This window comes from Harryflintia acetispora (genome assembly GCA_004340125.1).
GTDB lineage: Bacteria > Bacillota > Clostridia > Oscillospirales > Ruminococcaceae > Harryflintia > Harryflintia acetispora.
In genome coordinates, this window is the sequence record SLUK01000001.1 from 87,569 (window position 1) to 104,538 (window position 16,970).

Annotated in this window: 17 protein-coding genes; 6 read left to right on the plus strand and 11 right to left on the minus strand. The window is 60.3% G+C overall.

Translation table 11 applies throughout. From position 1 onward, the window contains the following. Positions 1-7 precede the first annotated feature (7 nt). Positions 8-2,605, minus strand: a complete 2,598-nt coding sequence (gene adhE, locus EDD78_RS00435; protein ID WP_079700216.1) for a bifunctional acetaldehyde-CoA/alcohol dehydrogenase — start codon at positions 2,603-2,605, stop codon at positions 8-10. Between the two features lie 335 nt (positions 2,606-2,940). On the opposite strand from adhE, the gene sigK reads away from it, so the two are divergent. Beyond that, on the plus strand, positions 2,941-3,639 hold the full coding sequence (gene sigK / locus EDD78_RS00440; RefSeq protein ID WP_079700217.1) for an RNA polymerase sporulation sigma factor SigK: 699 nt from the start codon (positions 2,941-2,943) through the stop codon (positions 3,637-3,639). 44 nt (positions 3,640-3,683) lie between these two features. Here sigK and EDD78_RS00445 read toward each other — a convergent pair whose 3' ends face one another. After that, the gene (locus EDD78_RS00445; RefSeq protein WP_165873046.1) at positions 3,684-4,760 is read right to left on the minus strand and encodes an SIS domain-containing protein; all 1,077 of its coding nucleotides are present in this window, start codon (positions 4,758-4,760) and stop codon (positions 3,684-3,686) included. 176 nt (positions 4,761-4,936) lie between these two features. Between EDD78_RS00445 and EDD78_RS00450 the strand changes: the two genes are divergently transcribed. Together EDD78_RS00450 and EDD78_RS00455 are read left to right on the plus strand one after the other, a co-directional pair. Beyond that, on the plus strand, positions 4,937-6,094 hold the full coding sequence (locus EDD78_RS00450) for a DEAD/DEAH box helicase (RefSeq protein WP_132083415.1): 1,158 nt from the start codon (positions 4,937-4,939) through the stop codon (positions 6,092-6,094). Positions 6,095-6,130: 36 nt separating this feature from the next. Continuing rightward, complete coding sequence (locus EDD78_RS00455) at positions 6,131-6,649, plus strand: peptidylprolyl isomerase (protein WP_132083417.1); 519 nt, start codon at positions 6,131-6,133, stop codon at positions 6,647-6,649. A gap of 71 nt (positions 6,650-6,720) precedes the next feature. Here EDD78_RS00455 and EDD78_RS00460 read toward each other — a convergent pair whose 3' ends face one another. From EDD78_RS00460 to EDD78_RS00480, 5 genes are all read right to left on the minus strand, one after another. Beyond that, a complete protein-coding gene (locus EDD78_RS00460; protein WP_207668633.1) occupies positions 6,721-7,431 on the minus strand; it encodes an ABC transporter ATP-binding protein in 711 nt (236 codons plus the stop codon). Between the two features lie 5 nt (positions 7,432-7,436). Further along, the gene (locus EDD78_RS00465; protein ID WP_079700222.1) at positions 7,437-8,201 is read right to left on the minus strand and encodes an ABC transporter ATP-binding protein; all 765 of its coding nucleotides are present in this window, start codon (positions 8,199-8,201) and stop codon (positions 7,437-7,439) included. Then, positions 8,198-9,226 (minus strand): branched-chain amino acid ABC transporter permease, encoded by a 1,029-nt coding sequence (locus EDD78_RS00470; protein WP_079700223.1) that lies wholly within the window; start codon positions 9,224-9,226, stop codon positions 8,198-8,200. The genes EDD78_RS00465 and EDD78_RS00470 overlap by 4 nt, the downstream gene beginning before the upstream one ends. A gap of 4 nt (positions 9,227-9,230) precedes the next feature. Then, positions 9,231-10,115, minus strand: a complete 885-nt coding sequence (locus tag EDD78_RS00475) for a branched-chain amino acid ABC transporter permease (protein ID WP_132083421.1) — start codon at positions 10,113-10,115, stop codon at positions 9,231-9,233. A 153-nt stretch (positions 10,116-10,268) separates the two neighbouring features. Beyond that, entirely contained in the window at positions 10,269-11,504 is a 1,236-nt protein-coding gene (locus EDD78_RS00480) for an ABC transporter substrate-binding protein (RefSeq protein WP_242942208.1), read from the minus strand. 312 nt (positions 11,505-11,816) lie between these two features. Here EDD78_RS00480 and deoD point away from each other — a divergent pair, with 312 nt between their 5' ends. Then, complete coding sequence (deoD, locus tag EDD78_RS00485; RefSeq protein ID WP_079700225.1) at positions 11,817-12,533, plus strand: purine-nucleoside phosphorylase; 717 nt, start codon at positions 11,817-11,819, stop codon at positions 12,531-12,533. Further along, entirely contained in the window at positions 12,533-12,940 is a 408-nt protein-coding gene (locus EDD78_RS00490; protein WP_132083423.1) for a cytidine deaminase, read from the plus strand. The genes deoD and EDD78_RS00490 overlap by 1 nt, the downstream gene beginning before the upstream one ends. Here EDD78_RS00490 and EDD78_RS00495 read toward each other — a convergent pair. Further along, the gene (locus EDD78_RS00495; protein WP_132083425.1) at positions 12,937-13,818 is read right to left on the minus strand and encodes a VIT1/CCC1 transporter family protein; all 882 of its coding nucleotides are present in this window, start codon (positions 13,816-13,818) and stop codon (positions 12,937-12,939) included. The two genes, EDD78_RS00490 and EDD78_RS00495, sit on opposite strands and share 4 nt — an antisense overlap. 89 nt (positions 13,819-13,907) lie before the next feature. On the opposite strand from EDD78_RS00495, the gene aac(6') reads away from it, so the two are divergent. After that, positions 13,908-14,348, plus strand: a complete 441-nt coding sequence (aac(6'), locus tag EDD78_RS00500) for an aminoglycoside 6'-N-acetyltransferase (protein ID WP_207668634.1) — start codon at positions 13,908-13,910, stop codon at positions 14,346-14,348. A 61-nt stretch (positions 14,349-14,409) separates the two neighbouring features. On the opposite strand, the gene EDD78_RS00505 is transcribed toward aac(6'), so the two are convergent. The 3 genes from EDD78_RS00505 to EDD78_RS00515 form a co-directional block, all read right to left on the minus strand. Then, positions 14,410-14,682, minus strand: coding sequence for a zinc-ribbon domain containing protein (locus EDD78_RS00505; RefSeq protein WP_079700228.1), 273 nt, complete (start codon positions 14,680-14,682; stop codon positions 14,410-14,412). 137 nt (positions 14,683-14,819) lie between these two features. Beyond that, positions 14,820-15,419, minus strand: coding sequence for a sigma-70 family RNA polymerase sigma factor (locus EDD78_RS00510; RefSeq protein WP_165873047.1), 600 nt, complete (start codon positions 15,417-15,419; stop codon positions 14,820-14,822). A 190-nt stretch (positions 15,420-15,609) separates the two neighbouring features. Next, a complete protein-coding gene (locus tag EDD78_RS00515) occupies positions 15,610-16,959 on the minus strand; it encodes an MATE family efflux transporter (RefSeq protein ID WP_079700230.1) in 1,350 nt (449 codons plus the stop codon). Between the last annotated feature and the right edge of the window lie 11 nt (positions 16,960-16,970).

The window sequence follows — 16,970 nt, forward strand, 5'->3', positions numbered from 1 at the left end:
CCTGCCGCTAGTTGAAAGCCTTCTTGTAGACTTCCTCGATCTCGGTAACCAGCGGGTAGCGCGGGTTGGCAGTGGTGCACTGGTCCTCGAAGGCGCGATAGCTGAGCTTCTCGAGCCCCGCCATGAAGACGGCTTCGTCCACGCCGCATTCCCGGATGGACATCGGACAATCAATCTCCTTCATCAGGGCGCGTACCGCGTCGGCCAGGGCCTTGACGCCCTCCTCGGTGGTGTTAAACTTGAGCCCGAGGTGCTTGGCGATCTTGGCATATTTCTTGTCGGCCACGAATTTGCCGTATTTCGGCCAGGTGGCGAATTTGGTGGGCTTGGAGCCGTTGTACTCGATCACATTGGGCAGCAGCACCGCGTTGGCCAGGCCGTGCGGGATGTGGTACTCGCCGCCGAGCTTGTGGGCCATCGAGTGGTTGAGTCCGAGGAACGCGTTGGTGAAGGCCATACCGGCGATGCAGGAGGCGTTGTGCATCTTCTCCCTGGCTTCCTCGTCGGTGTTGCCATTCTTATAAGCGCGCGGCAGGTACTCGAACACCATCTCGATCGCCTGCATGGCAAGGCCGTCGGTGTAGTCCGAGGAAAGGATCGAAACATAAGCCTCGATCGCGTGGGTCAGCACGTCCAGGCCGGTGTAGCAGGTCGCGCTCTTGGGCAGGGACATGACGAACTGCGGGTCGATGATCGCGACATCCGGGGTGAGCTCGTAGTCGGCCAGCGGGTACTTGACGTTCCCGTTCTCCTTGTCGGTGATGACCGAGAAGGAGGTGACCTCACTGCCGGTACCCGAGGTGGTCGGGATACAGACCATCTTGGCCTTGTCGCCCAGGTGCGGGAAGTGATAGGTTCTCTTGCGGATGTCGAGGAACTTTAAGCGCAGGCCGTCGAAGTCGGTATCGGGATGCTCATAGAAGAGCCACATACCCTTGGCTGCGTCCATGGCCGAGCCGCCGCCCAGCGCAATGATCACATCCGGCTGGAAGGCGTTCATCGCCTGTACGCCCTTCATGATGGTGGCGACCGACGGATCGGGCTCGACCTCGGAGAAGATTTCAGCGTGGCAGTATTCGGAGCGCTTTCTGAGGTAATAGAGGATTTTATCGACGTTCCCGAGCTTGACCATCATCGGGTCGGTGACGATGAAGGCGCGGGAGATGTCGGGCATCTTCTCAAGATACTGGATGGAATCTTTCTCGAAGTAGATCTTCGGCGGAATCTTGAACCACTGCATATTGACTCTCCTCTTGGCGATGCGCTTTTTGTTGATCAGGTTGACGGAGGACACGTTGGAGGTGGTGGAGTTGTGTCCGAACGAACCGCAGCCGAGGGTCAGGGACGGGGTGTTGGTGTTGTAGATGTCGCCGATGGCGCCCTGGGAGGACGGAGAGTTGGCGATCACGCGCCCGACCTTCATCTCCTCGCCGTAGGCGTGGCAGAGCTCTTCGTCGTTGGAATGGATGACCGCGCTGTGCCCAAGGCCGCCGAATTCGAGCATCTTCTTGGCCTTCTCAAAGCCTTCCTTGGCATCCTTGACCACGAAATAGGCCAGAACCGGGGAGAGCTTCTCGCGGGAGAGCGGGTAATCCGGGCCCACGTCGTCCAGCTTGGCGAGCAGGATCTTGGTGCCTTCCGGAACCTTGACGCCCGCCTGCTCGGCGATCCACCAGGCCGGCTGACCGACCACGACGGGGTTGACCGACTGCTTCTGGGCGTTGATGACGTAATCGGAAACCTTCTTGATCTCGTCGCCCTTGAGGAAATAGCAGCCGTAGTAGGTCATGATCTTTTCAAACTGCGGCGCGATCTCCTTGTCGACGATGGCCGCCTGCTCGGAAGCGCAGATCATGCCGTTGTCGAAGGTCTTGGAGAGGATCAGGTCGTTGCAGGCGCGCTCGACGTCCACATTCTTGTTGATGTAGCAGGGCACGTTGCCGGGGCCGACGCCGAGCGCCGGCTTGCCGCAGGAGTAGGCGCTCTTGACCATGCCGGAGCCGCCGGTGGCCAGAATCATCGAAACGCCGGGATGGTTCATCAAAGCGCTGGTCGCCTCGATCGAGGGGTACTCGATCCACTGGATGCACCCTTCCGGGGCGCCGTGGGCGATGGCCGCATCCCGCAGGATCTTGGCCGCCTCGACCGAGCATTTCTGCGCGGAGGGGTGGAAGCCGAAGATGATCGGGTTGCGGGTCTTAATGCAGATCAGGGATTTGAACATGGTGGTGGAGGTCGGGTTGGTAACCGGGGTGACGCCCGCGACCACGCCGACCGGCTCGGCTACCTCGACGTAGCCCTCCATCTCGTTCTCGTCCACGATCCCGACGGTCTTCTGATATTTAATGGAATGCCAGATGTATTCGGTGGCGAAGATGTTTTTGATGACCTTGTCCTCGAACACGCCGCGGCCGGTCTCGTCCACCGCCATCTTGGCCAGGTTCTGGTGGTTGTCCAGCCCCGCGAGCGCCATCGCATGGACGATCTCATCGATCTGCTCCTGCGTCATGTGCATGAACGCCTCGAGCGCCTTGTTCGCGTTTGCCACCAGCTTGTCAATCATCGGGCCGGTTTCAACGGGAGCCTGGTTTTTCTTTTCTGCCATTTCTCTTCGTTCCTTTCTCAATCAATCTTGGGTTTATCTTGCGGCCTAAAGGTTCGGAATTACAATGATTGTTAATTCTTTAACAACAATATATCATGCTCCAGCCTGCATGTCAAGTGTATTCGTTAAAAAATTATCAAGAAATTTGCACCTTTTTTACTGCCGGATCCCACTGGTCTTAGTGTACCATATTTTTCGCTCAAAAACAGGGGGCATCCGCTGTTTTTTGATCGTTTTCCCGGGCCCGTTTGTCCGGCGCCGCCCCGTATAGTACAACCCGCCCGCCCCATATATATACTTATATATGAGTAATTAGAGAAAAGGGGAAATCGGATATGTACTCGGCCTTGATATTGCTCTCTCTTTGCAACCTTTTATATTTTGCCCTGCACGTCACCGGCAGCGGCTCCTTCCCCCGTACCCTCAGCGCCAAGGAGGAGCGGGAATACCTGCTACGCGCGCGGGAGGGGGACACCGAGGCGAAGAATCAGCTCATCGAGCACAACCTGCGCCTAGTGGCGCACATCATCAAAAAGTACTACTCCAACTTCAAAGACCAGGACGACCTGATCTCGATCGGCACGATCGGGCTGATCAAGGCGGTCTCCACCTTCGACTGCGAGAAGGGGACCAAATTCGCGACTTACGCGAGCCGGTGCATCGAAAATGAGATTTTGATGCACTTCCGCGGGCGGCGCAAGTTCGCGCAGGACGTCTTCATCAACGACCCGATCGACACCGACAAGGACGGCAACTCGCTGACCTTCCAGGACATCATGACCGACGACAGCAACATCTATGACGAGATCGACCTGCGGATCAAATCCGAACAGCTGCACACCTTCATCGCGCAAAACCTCGCCCCGCGGGAGCGGGAGATCATCTACCTGCGCTACGGATTGCGCGGCCAGAAGCCGCTGACTCAGCGGGAGGTGGCCGACAAGCTGGGAATTTCGCGCTCCTATGTATCGCGCATCGAGAAAAAGGCGATCGGCACCCTGAAAAAGCTGTTTGAAAGCAAGACGGCTATCTAGGGAAAGGGCGGGACCGGAAATCCGGTCCCGCCCTTCATTTACATTTATTTCCCGCCGGGCGCCTTGGTGCCCATCAGGTCATAGTAATTACTAAAATATTTCGGGCTCTCCTCCCGGCCGATCACCGGCGGCAGCAGCGCCGCGATCACCTGGGCGGGGAGCATCTGCTCGAAGGGGGTGAAGTCCTCGTCCTCCACGCTGAGCAGGCTGAGGTTGCGTCCCTCCCCCAGGTCCTCGCCGAGGGAGACGACAAAGTTGTGCTCGGTGCCGTTTTTCTGAAATTCAATGAGGCTCAGCATCCGGTCGTGCTGCTCCCCGCGGCTGAGCAGCATGAGGGTGTAGAGCTCCTCGTCCAGCAGATCGTCCGGCCCGTGGAGGTATTCCTCAAACTCGTAGCCCATCGCTGGATAGCGCACCGTCTCCACCAGCTTGAGCGCGCTCTCGGCCGCGATGGCGCTGGCCACGCCCTTGCCGATGATGGTGATCTTCCTCATCTGCTTGAGCTCCTCGAGGTTGCGCTCGTACCACGCGCGGGTGCGCCGGACGTTTTCCGGCATGGCCCGCACCTCCCGCTCAATTTTGAGGATATAGTCGTTGTAGCGCTCGGGTGCGATTGTGCCGGCCGCCTGCCCCGCCTCGAGCGCCAGCACATAGAGCGAAAGCACCGTGGCGTAGTAGCCCATCGTCTTGGCGCCGTTGTCCTCCTCGCCGCAGGCGATCAGGCAGCTCGCACCGCACTTGTCGTTTAAGACGCAGGCCTCCTGCGCACTCAGCGCCACCCAGGGGTAATCGCAGAAGCGCTCGACCGCGGCGGTGGTGTTGGTTGAGGAGCCGCCCTGGGAAACGGCGATAAAGATCGGATTGGTCTTCCTGACGGTCTCTTCGCCGGGGGCGAGGGTGGGGGTAAAGATTGTCACCTCGGTATCGAGCACCTTCTCCATAAAGCGGCAGGCGCTGGCACAGGCGTTGTAGGAGGTGCCGCAGCCACACAGATAGATCCGGTCGGGCCTTTTCTGCATAAAGAGGTCCACAAAGGCTTTTGCATGCTCTTTTCGGGTGTGCAGGATGTTTTCCATTGCTTTGGGCGACTGGCTGATGTAGCCGTACATTTTCATTCCCATGACGATTGCCCCTTTCCCTGATGTTGCTCCCATTCTAGCATGAATTCTCCCTCCGCACAAGGTGCGTGTGCACAAGGTGTGCGTGCACAAGGTGCGGCGAATTGAATTGCCGCGCAATCTATGGTATACTGTTTCTGTTTATACAGGAGCTGTTAAAAGGAAGGAATTTACGAGGTATGGATATTCAAGAGCTGAACGTCTCCCCCGAGATACGAAGTGCCGTCGAGGCGATGGGCTTTGAGGAGCTGACCGAAATTCAGGAGAAGGCGATCCCCGTCCTGATGGAGGGGCACGACGTCATCGCCAAGGCGCCCACCGGCACCGGCAAGACCTGCGCCTTCGGCATCCCGCTGATTGAAAAACTCGATCCCCAGGCGCGCGGCCCGCAGGGGCTGGTGCTCTGCCCCACCCGCGAGCTGTGCACCCAGATCAGCGACGACCTGCGCGCGCTCTCCAAGTTCCTGGAGGGGGTGCAAGTCGTCTCGGTCTACGGCGGCCAGCCCATTGGGAAGCAGATTAGCGCCCTCAAGCAGTCCCCCATGGTGGTGGTCGCCACCCCGGGCCGGCTGCTCGATCATCTCAGCCGGCGCACCGTGCAGCTTAACAATATCCGCATGGTGGTGCTCGACGAGGCGGACGAGATGCTCGACATGGGCTTCATGAAGGATGTGCGCAAAATCCTCGACCGGCTGCCCAAGGGCCGCCAGATGGCCATGTTCTCGGCCACCATCTCCCGCGAGGTGATGGACATCTCCTGGCTCTACCAGCGCGACGAGGTCGAGCTGACGGTAAAGCCCGTGGAGGCGAGCAAGCCCAAGATCAAGCAGTACTCCATCCAGAGCACCGGCAGCCAGAAGCTGCGGGACCTGGTGGCCATCTTAAAGGCGCGTCCCTTCCTGCGGGCGATGATTTTCTGCAACACCAAGTACACCACCGCGCGCCTGTGCGAGCAGCTGGGCGGCTTTGGCTTTTCCTGCGACAGCCTGCACGGCGACAAGACCCAGCAGGACCGCAACAAGATTATGGCCGCCTTCCGGGACGGGGGCTTTCAGATCCTGGTGGCCACCGACGTGGCGGCGCGCGGGATCGACATCAGCGACGTGGACGTGGTGATCAGCTACGAGGTGCCGCTGGAAAACGAATACTACCTGCACCGCATCGGACGCACCGGGCGGGCCAAGCGGGAGGGCACCTCCTACGTCTTCTATTCCCTGGACGAAGCAAAGCATCTCAAGGAAATCATCAAGTACACCCGCTCCGAGGTGATCCCCCTGACCGTCACCGAGCAGGGCGAGCTGATCGAGGGCGGCCAGCCGGACGCGCAGGAAGCCTGACCCCGGCAATCAACAATATTGTAGAGGAGTCTTTTTATGAAAAATCCGATCGTGACCATTGAAATGGAGAGCGGCGGCAAGATCGTCGCCGAGCTCTATCCCGAGATCGCGCCCAACACCGTCAACAACTTCATCTCCCTGGTGCGCAAAGGCTTTTACGACGGCACCATTTTCCACCGGGTCATCCCCGGCTTCATGATCCAGGGCGGCGACCCCGAGGGCACCGGGATGGGCGGCCCCGGCTACTGTATAGCCGGCGAGTTCTCCCAAAACGGCTTCCAAAACGCTCTGGCCCACGAGAAGGGCGTCCTCTCGATGGCCAGGGCGATGAACCCGGACAGCGCGGGCAGCCAGTTCTTCATCATGGTGGCGCGCGCGCCCCATCTCGACGGGCAGTACGCCGCCTTCGGCAAGGTGACCGAAGGGATCGAGGAGGCCGAACGGATCGTCTCGGTCAAGCGCAATCATTCCGACAGGCCGCTGGCCGACGAGGTGATGAAAAAAGTCACCGTCGAAACCTTCGGCGAAGAGTATCCCGAGCCGCAGAAGGCGTAGGGCTTACAAATTATAAACATGCGAAAGGGGGACGCCTTCTATAAAGGCGTCCCCCGCTTTGTTTTTTTATACTACGCCCCCAGATAGGCCTTCTTGATCTCGCTGTTGCCCATCAGCTCCTTGGCGTCGCCCTCCATGACCACCCGCCCGGTCTCCAGCACATAGGCGCGGTTGGCGATCGAAAGGGCCATTTTGGCGTTCTGCTCGACAAGCAGCACCGTCACCCCCGAGGCGTTGACCTCCCCGATGATGGCGAAAATTTCCTTGACCAGCAGGGGCGACAGGCCCATCGACGGCTCGTCCATCAGCAGGATCTTGGGCCTCGACATCAGCGCCCGGCCGATGGCGAGCATCTGCTGCTCGCCGCCGCTGAGGGTCCCCGCCACCTGGCGGTAGCGCTCCTTGAGGCGGGGGAAGCGGCCGTAGACGTCCTCGATGGACTGCTGCACCTCGGCGCGCTCGCGCCGGGTATAGGCGCCCATCTCCAGGTTCTCGGCCACCGTCATCTCGGCGAAGATGCGCCGCCCCTCCGGGACGTGCGCGAGCCCCAGCCCCACGATCTTGGGCGCGGGCATGGCCAGCAGGTTCTGCCCGTCCAGGGTGACCTCGCCGCTGGCGGCCTTCTTGAGCCCGGTGATGGTGGACAGGGTGGTGGTCTTCCCGGCACCGTTGGCGCCGATTAAAGAGACGATCTCCCCTTCGTTGACCTCCAGGCTCACATCGTGGATGGCATGGATCGCCCCATAGGAGACGTTGAGATTTTTGACCTTTAACATATGCACTCCTCCTATTCCCCGAGATAGGCCCCGATGACCTTGGGATTGTTGGCGACCTCGGCAGGCGTGCCGGTGGCGATGATCTGGCCGTAGTCGATGACGATGATTCGCTCGCAGATCTTCATCACCAGGCTCATGTCGTGCTCGATGAGGATGATCGAAATCCCGAAGCGCTCCCGGATGGTGGCGATGGCGTTCATCAGCTCCATCGTCTCGGTGGGGTTCATGCCGGCGGCCGGCTCGTCGAGCAGCAGCACCTTCGCGCCGGTCGCCAGGGCCCTGGCGATCTCCAGCTTGCGCTGCTGGCCGTAGGGCAGGTTCTTGGCGGTGTTCTGCGCGAGGTCCTCCATATTAAAGACCCGCAGCAGCTCGCGCGCCTTCCCGTCGATCCCGTCCTCCTCCTTCCAGAAGGAGGGCAGGCGCAGCATCCCGCCGAAGACCGAATATTTCATATGCTGGTTGAAGGCGACCTTGACGTTCTCGATCACCGTCATGTCCTTGAAGAGCCGGATGTTCTGGAAGGTGCGCGCGATCCCCGCCTTGACCATCTGATGGGGCTTCTTGCCGGCCATCGACTTGCCGTCGAGGTAGACCGAGCCCTCGGTGGGCTGGTAAACCCCGGTGAGGAGGTTGAAAATGGTGGTTTTGCCCGCGCCGTTCGGGCCGATCAGGCCGACGAGCTCGTGCTCGCCGATCTCGGCGTTAAAGTCGGTGACCGCCTTGAGCCCGCCGAAGGTGATGCCCAGATGGTCGGCCTTGAGTACCGCTTTGCTCATTGCGCGCCGCCTCCCTTCACGCCGCCTGCCGCGGCGGGCTTCTTCTTCCCGGTGAAACGGGCAACCGTCCCCGAGAGGGAAAATTCATACTTGCCCAGCAGCCCTGTTGGCCGAAAGAGCATGACGCAGATGAGCACGATCGAATAGGCGAGCATGCGGTAGTTTGAGAAGCTGCGCAGCGCCTCGGGCAGCACGGTGAGCACCGAGGCCGAGATCACCGAGCCGGTGATCGAGCCCATGCCGCCGAGCACCACCATGATGAGGATTTCGACCGAGCGGTTGAAGTCGTACTTGGCCGGGTCGATGACCCCGAGGTGATGGGCGTAGAGCCCGCCGGCAACCCCGGCGATGAAGGCCGCGAGCACGAAGGCCAGCAGCTTATAATAGGTGGTGTTGATCCCCGAGGCCTCGGCCGCAATCTCGTCCTCGCGGATGGCGATGACCGCTCTTCCGTGCCGCGAGCGGGCGAAGGCGAAGGAGATGAAGATGGCCGCCGCCGCGATGAAGAAGGCATAGGGCAGCATCCCGGCCGGGTTCTTGCGGTTGGCGATGGCCTGGATTCCGCTGAGGCCCATCGCCCCGCCGGTAATCTTCAGGTTGTTGGCCACCACCCGGATGATCTCCCCGAAGCCCAGGGTGATGATCGCCAGGTAATCCCCTCGCAGCCGTAGCGCCGGAACGCCGATGACCACCCCGAAGACGGCGGACATCAGCCCCGCGAGCACCAGCCCGATGGGGAAGGACACGCTGATCGGCAGGGCGCTGCTCTTGGTGAAGAGGGCGCAGGCGTAGGCGCCCACCAGCATGAAGCCCGCATGGCCGAGCACCAGCTGGCCGAGCACGCCGGTCACGAGATTCAGGCTGACCGCCAGGGTGACGTTGATACAGACCAGCGAAATCAGGTCGGCGTAATAGCGGTTGACCGTACCGCTCGAAACCAAAAAGTAGAGCGCCGCGAAGAGCAGCAGGACCAAGACCAGGTTGACGGCGTAGCTGGCCGCCGCCTTTTTATGACTGTTTTTCATACCGTCACACCTTCTCCTTCACATTTTTCCCAAGTAGGCCGGTGGGCTTTAAGAGCAGCACCACGATCAGGATGCCGAAGACCACCGCGTCGGTCAGGTTGGAGGAAATGTAGGATTTGGTCCAGCTCTCGGCCACGCCGAGTATGTACCCGCCGAGCATGGCGCCGGGGATCGAGCCGATCCCGCCGAGCACCGCCGCCACGAAGGCCTTGAGCCCCAGCAGGTTGCCCATCACCGGCTTTAACTGCGGATAGGTGTTGCAGTAGAGCACCGCGCCCACCGCCGCGAGCGCCGAGCCGACGGCGAAGGTGAAGGCGACGGTATGGTTGGTGTTGATCCCCATCAGCATGGCCGCGCCCGCGTCCTCGCTGGTGGCGCGCATGGCCTTGCCCATGCGGGACTTGTTGACCAGCAGGTGCAGCCCGATCATCATCAGCACCGAGACGACGATGTTGATGATGGTGGACGAGGCGATCTGCAGGCTCCCGATGGCGATGGGGGGGAAGGCGAACATCTGCGGCACGCTCTTGGCGTCCGAGCCGAAGATCAGCTGGAAGAGGTTTTGCAGGAAGATGCTTACCCCGATCGCGGTGATCAGCAGCGAGATGCGCGGCGCGCCGTGATTGAGGAGCCGCCGGTAGGCGATCCGCTCGATGAGCACCCCGGCCAGCGCGCAGAAGAGCACCGACCCGATGACCGCCATCCAGAGGGGCAGCCCCATGGTTACCATCATCAGCAATACGACATAGCCGCCCACCATGATAATGTCGCCGTGGGCGAAGTTGATCAGCTTGACGATGCCATACACCATGCTGTATCCCAGGGCGATGAGCGCGTAGATGCTGCCGAGCCCCAGCCCGTTGAGCGTTTGCGTCATGAATACGTTCATACTCGCACCTTCCATTTCCTAAGTTTCTCTCTGCAAAGAAAGGACAACCCCATTATAAACGATAAGTACCCTATAATGCAACAACCGAAAAGAGGGGGCTGGCCCCCTCTTTTCGGCGTCGCGGACCGGCTATTAAAATTTAGGTCCTATTGGTTACATTTTGTAATTCTCGACGAACTTGTAAGCCCCGTCGGCCACGGTGGTGATGATCGCCTCGCGCACCGGGTTGTTGCTCTCGTCGAAGGTGGTGGTACCGGTCAGGCCCGCGTAGTTGGTCTCGCCCAGGGCGGCGATGATCGCGTCCGGATCGGTGGAGCCGGCCTTGTTGATGGCCGCGGCCATGATCTGCATGGCGTCGTAGCCGAGCACCGCGAACATGTTCGCCTCGAGGCCGTAGGTCTCCTTATAGGTCGCAAGGAAGGACTGCAGGTTCTCGTCGGTGCTCTCGGCGGAGTACTGGCTGCAGAAATAAACGTCCTTGAGCGCGTCCACGTTGGAAGCGTCGATCTTCTCGAGCACGCCGTCCCAGCCGTCGGCGCCGAGCATTTTGCTGGTGAGCCCCAGGTTCTTGGCCTGCACCGCGATCAGCGCGACATCCTGGTAATAAACCGGGATCATCAGCACGTCGGGATTCTTCTCCTTGATGGTGGTCAGCTGGGAGTTGAAGTCCGGGGTGCCGGTCTGGTAGCCTTCCTTGGCCACGATCTCGAGGCCGTTTTCCTTCGCATAGGCCTCGAAGGCGTCGGCGATGCCGGTGGAGTAGGGGTCGCCGTTGTCAAAGAGGATAGCGGCGGTCTTGGCACCGAGCTTGTTGATGGCGTAGCTGGCCATCAGCTGCCCCTGGAAGGGGTCGATGAAGCAGGCGCGGAAGACGTTCGGACGGCCCTGGGTGATCCCTTCGGCGGTGCCGGAGGCGGTGATCATCGGCAGGTTGTCGTCCAGCGCGCGCTGGGCGACCGCCTCGGTGGGCTTGCTGGTGACGTCGCCGACCAGCGCAACCACGCCGTCGTCGTTGACCAGCTTGTTGTAGGCGTTGACCGCCTCGTTGGCGTCGCCCTTCTCGTCGTAGCAGATGTACTCGACCTGCTTGCCGAGCACGCCGCCCGCGGCGTTGATGTCCGCGACAGCCAGCTTGACCGCGTTGTCCACCGCGGTGCCGTACTGGGACACGTCGCCGGTCAGGGGCGCAAGGCCGCCGATCTTGATGGTCTCGCCGTCCGCGGTGGGAGCGGCGTCATCCTCCTCGGGGGGCTCCTCGGGCGCCGCGGCGTCCTCGGACGAAGCGGGCTCCCCACCCGGGGCGCTGCTCTCGGTCGAAGAGCTGGAGGAGCAGGCGCTCATCGAAACGAGCATGGCCGCCGCCAGCAAAGTAGCTAACATTCTTTTCATGAATTCGTACCTCCTGTTTGTAGCTTTTACTCTGGATCAATTCCTGTTTGAAAGCATACCGTCATATCCTGGGGCCGCTTTAGCACAGTACAGCCCTGAATATACCCTTCATTATAGTGCAATTTTCACAAGAACGCAATGTGATTTTTGACAGAAGATAGGGACAAATTTTGAACGGTTTTTAGACATTCACATAAATTTTACAAATTCTCCCCTAGCTTTTCCCTTTTTCGGCCGCCAGAATCCGGCAGCCGTGCTTTTTAAGGGCAGATGTGGTATCATAGAAACAAAGTCAAAAAGGAGTGATTGTCCATGCCGACCCCTCACAACAGCGCCGAAAACGGAATGATCGCCAAAACGGTCCTGATGCCCGGCGACCCGCTGCGCGCGAAGTACATCGCCGAAACCTACCTGGAAAACCCGGTGCTCTTCAGCTCGGTGCGCGGGATGCTCGGCTACACCGGCTCCTACCGCGGGCGCACCCTGTCGGTGATGGGCTCGGGGATGGGGATGCCGAGCATCGGGATCTATTCCTACGAGCTCTACAGCCAGTATGGGGTGGAGAACATCATCCGCATCGGAAGCGCCGGCTCCTACTGCGAGGAAGCCAGGATTTACGACGTGGTCCTCGCCACCGCCGCCTTCAGCGAGTCCTCCTTCGCCCGGGTGCAAAGCGGCTATCAGGAGCCCTTCACCTACCCCGACAAGGGGCTCTGCGAGCGGCTGCGCCAGAGCGCCGGGCATCTCGGGATCCCCCTGATCGAGGGCGTGGTGCATTCGAGCGACGTCTTCTACCGGGAGGACAGGACCCCCTATTATCAGCGCCTGCACGACGAGCAGGGCTGTCTTTGCGTCGAGATGGAGTCCTTCGCCCTCTTCCACAACGCTTCGGTGCTCCACAAAAACGCCGCCTGTCTTTTGACCATCTCGGACTCCTTCGTCTCCCACGAGGAGACCAGCGCCGAGGAGCGGCAGACCTCGTTCACCGCGATGATGCAGGTCGCCCTCGAAGCCGTGGAGGAAAACTGATGGACCCGCGCGAATTGATCCTCTCGGCCATCGCGGCCCGGGAATATTCCTACTGCCCTTATTCCGGCTTTGCGGTGGGGGCCGCCCTGCTGGGCGAAAGCGGGAAAATCTACGGCGGCTGCAACATCGAAAGCTGCAGCTACTCGCCCACCAACTGCGCCGAACGCACCGCCCTGTATAAGGCCGTGAGCGAGGGGGAGCGCCGCTTTCTGGCGCTGGCGGTGGTGGGCGGCAAACAGCGCGGCGCGCTGCAGGAGACCGCGCCCTGCGGGGTCTGCCGGCAGATGCTCTATGAATTCTGCCCGCCCGGCATGCCGGTCTTTCTCGCCGTCAGCGAAACGGACTATACGAAAACGACCCTCGGGGAACTGCTTCCCCGAGGGTTCGCCCCCGACATGCTCGATTAACCGATGTCGATCCCCAAAAACTGCTTGACCAGGATACCGATCACGAACGAGATGGCCGCGACCGAGAGGCTGATCAGCGCCATCTCGCCGAAGCGGCGCAGGAAGGGCTGCCCCTTGGCCACCGAGATATAGTAGTTGAAGAACAGGATGATCAGGATCACCGCGGCGAGCATGGTGATCAGCGCCGGGACATAGAGGCTCACCGGGAAGAGCAGGTAGGGCAGCACCAGGATGGCCACCGTGATCAGGTAGGCGACCCCGGTGTAAAGGCTGGATTTCAGGGCGTTCGGGTTGCCGTCGCTGCGCTCGGCCAGGTAGTTGGAGGCCGCCATCGACAGGGTGGCCGACACGCCGGTGATGATCCCGGACAGGGCGACCAGGCGGGTATTCATCATGGCGAAGGTCATGCCCGCGATGGTGCCGGTCAGCTCCACAAGGGCATCATTGAGCCCGAGGACCATCGCCCCCACATATTGCAGCCGCTCCTCGTCGAGCATATTGATGAGCTCCTTCTCGTGCGCGTGCTCCTCGAGCGCCATGCGCGCCGCCTCGGGCACCTCGCGGCTCAGCCGGTCGTATTCGGCGCCGCTGAGCTCCTCGTCCTTCTGGATGAGCTTGAGCACAAAGGTAAAGCCCATGATGACGCTCACCAGTTTGTACCAGAAAAGTTTGAGCGCACTGTGCCGGACCGTCTTTTTGGTATAGCGCTGCCAGACCGCCGCGTGCTCGGTCTCCTCGGCGCTCATCCGCTCGAGGATGGCCCTGTTTTTGGGGTCCTTCTCCCGCTTTGCCATCGCGCGGTAGATGAGGCTGCCGGTCACCTCGTCGCGCTGGGCACGCTCGAGCTGCGAAAGGGTTGCCGCTGATAGGTTCTCCATTGTAATTCCTCCTCTTTGCCGATAACTGTTTTTATTATAGCACATTACCCTGGCAATTGGCCATGATAGACGCCCATACGGAAAGGATGATGAAAGTGATCCGAAAAGCCGAGGCACGCGACCTTGCTGCCGTCTTGGAGCTGGCGGCGCTGCTCTGGCCCGGGCACTCCGGAGAGGAGCTGGCCGAAGAGTTCGGGGAGCTGATCTCAGACCCGAAAGCAGCCGTCTTCCTCGCCTTCCTGGCGGGGCAAGCCGTGGGCTTTGCCCAGTGCCAGCTGCGGCAGGACTATGTCGAGGGGACCGACAGCAGCCCGGTGGGCTACCTCGAGGGCATTTACGTGCGCGAGGCCTGCCGCGGCCAGGGGCTTGCGCGCGAGCTGGTGAGGCATTGCGAGGACTTCGCGCGCGCCCAGGGCTGCCGCCAGTTCGCCAGCGACTGCACGCTGTCCAATACGCAGAGTCTGCGCTTTCATCTGGCGACTGGCTTTCGCGAGGCGGGCCGGATCATCTGTTTTGTCAAGGAGCTGTGAAGCCGAACGGAAGCACAAAGAATGAGGCCGCCCGATGGGCGGCCTCATTCTATTTACAATCTTATTGATTGTTCATCTTGGCGAAGCACTCGCTGCAGTAGACCGGACGGTCCTCACGGGGCTTGAAGGGAACCTTCGCCTCGCCGCCGCAGCCGGCGCAGGTGGCGGTGAACATCTCTCTCTCACGCTTGCTGTTCTTGCGGGCATCGCGGCAGGCTTTGCAGCGCTGGGGCTCGTTCTCGAAGCCTCTCTCCGCATAGAACTCCTGCTCCCCGGCGGTGAACACGAACTCGGAGCCACACTCTTTGCATACTAAGGTCTTGTCTTCGTACATTTTCTTTACCTCACTTAGATCGATTGGATTTGCCACTCCTAGTCCGTATTGCCATTGTGGAACAATTGCTCTGCGTCAGGTAGGGCACTTACTATCAGAAGCCTTTCGGCCGCCAACTGAATTGGGTCAGGCGCGGTCTAACGGAACTGGGTCCATACCGCCCTTAGCTTTCGTCTCACTCGTTGCAACGCATTGTCTACCGATTTTTGCGGGATCCCGAAATGCGCCGCAATTTGCGCGTAGGAGCAGCCGCGAAGATAGAGCCTTAATGCTTCGTTCTCAAATGCTGACAAAAGGGATGTGATCTCTCTTCCCCGGTGGCGCATCTCCTCGTTTTCGATGAGCACCTCCTCGGGAAGAGGGGCGCTTTGGGCCGTTAGGCCCTCCTGCTCATCCAGCGGCAGGCTGCCGACGTTCGCACGGCGCTTGCTGGCGTTCATCGCGCCCAGGGCGGAGAGCATTTTCGAGACGATACACCGTTTGGAGTAGAGATGAAAGGGTACTTGTTTTTGCGGGTCGAACCGGCGGGTCGCCTCGATAAGCCCGAGCATACCCTCCTGCGCCAGGTCCTCCGGCTCGATGGCCGGACCGGCGTATCGTCCCGCCAGGGAGCGGCAGACCGGAATATACCGGCTGCACAGGCAGCCGAACGCTTGCTCGTCCCCGCCGTGGATCAGGCGGATCAATTCTTCATCGGAATATGAGACATACTCCGCAAACTCGGAACTACCGTTCATGCCAACCCTCAAACTACCCGTTGATACCCTCATATCATATAGTAAAAATGTTCCGTTGTCAATCATTTTCCAAAACTTTGTCCCCTAAATATCGCCGAAAACATGCGGTTTGCCCGCCAAAGGAAACCGGGCCACCATATCTGGTGGCCCGGATACGTTTTTATGCCTTTTTACCACAAGGGAAATCCCGTCAGCGGGTGACGTCCCGCAGCCATTTGTCGCCGCTGAGCCTCCACAAGGCGATCCCGCACTTGAAAATTTCATCGCATTTGAGCGCCAGGAAGACGATCCAGGCGGGCAGGTGGAAGACCAGCCCCAGCAGCGAGCCGATGGGCGCGGACAGGGTCCACAGGAAGATGACGTCCGCCACCATGACGAACTTCCCGTCCCCGCCGCCGCGCAGGATCCCCATCATGCTGGTGGATGCGAAGGACTGGAAGAAGACGATGATCGCCATCGAGAACATGATCTGCATGGCGATTTCTTTGGTCTCGTCGCTGACGCTGTAGAGCGAGACCACGAAGGGCCGCGCCAGGATGGTGACGGCACAGGCGCAGGCGCCCAGCACGACGCTCAGCGCCATGAACTTGTGCGCGCGCTGGCGGGTCAGCTCGAGGTCGCCCATCCCGGCGGTGTTCCCGGTGATAACCGCCGCCGAGGAGCTCACGCCGAAGATGACCACCGTCACCAGGTTGTTGAGCACGGTGGAAATGCTGTTGGCGGCGACGTATATCGTGCCCATCCGGCCCACGATGACCGCGATGAGAGACGCGCCGCAGCTCCAGAGGATCTCGTTGCACATCACCGGCATAACGTAGCTTTTAAAATCGGGCAGCAGGCTCTTATCAAAGCTGAGCAGCTCGCGCGGCTTGAGCCTCAGCTTCTTTTCAAACCCGAAGAGGTACACCACGGCGACCACCATCTCGCAGAAGCGGGCGATCGAGGTCGCGATCGCGGCGCCGGCCACACCCAGGCGCGGGGCGCCGAGGTTGCCGAAGATGAAGACCCAGTTGAAGAAGACGTTGACCACCAGCGAGGTGGTGTAGACCACGATCGAGATGCGCACCGTCTGCAGCGCGCGCAGCATCATGGTCGTGGGACAGGCAATGGCGTAGAAGAAGAAGGAAACGCCGACGATCCGCAGATATTTGCTTCCCTCCAGGATGACCGCCGGGTCCTCGGTAAAGATCGAAAGCAGGAACTCCGGCGCAAACCACGCCATGCAGGCAAAGATCAGCGCGAGGAAGAAGTCGATCTTATAGGTGATCGCAAAAATCCTTTTGATGGTCTTGGTATCGCCCTTGCCCCAGTACTGGGCGATCAGAATATTCGCCCCGTTGGCCAGGCCGAAGTTGGTGATCATGAAGATGAAGAACACCTGGTTCCCCAGCGCCGAAGCGGAGATGGCCACCTCCCCCAGCCTTCCGAGCATCAGGGTGTCCATCATTCCCACCAGGAAGGTGATCAGGTTCTGTAGTGCCAGCGGCAGTGCGATTTTGAGAATCAGTTTGAAAAATTCCTTGTCCTTTCCTTTCGCCATATACGCCTCCC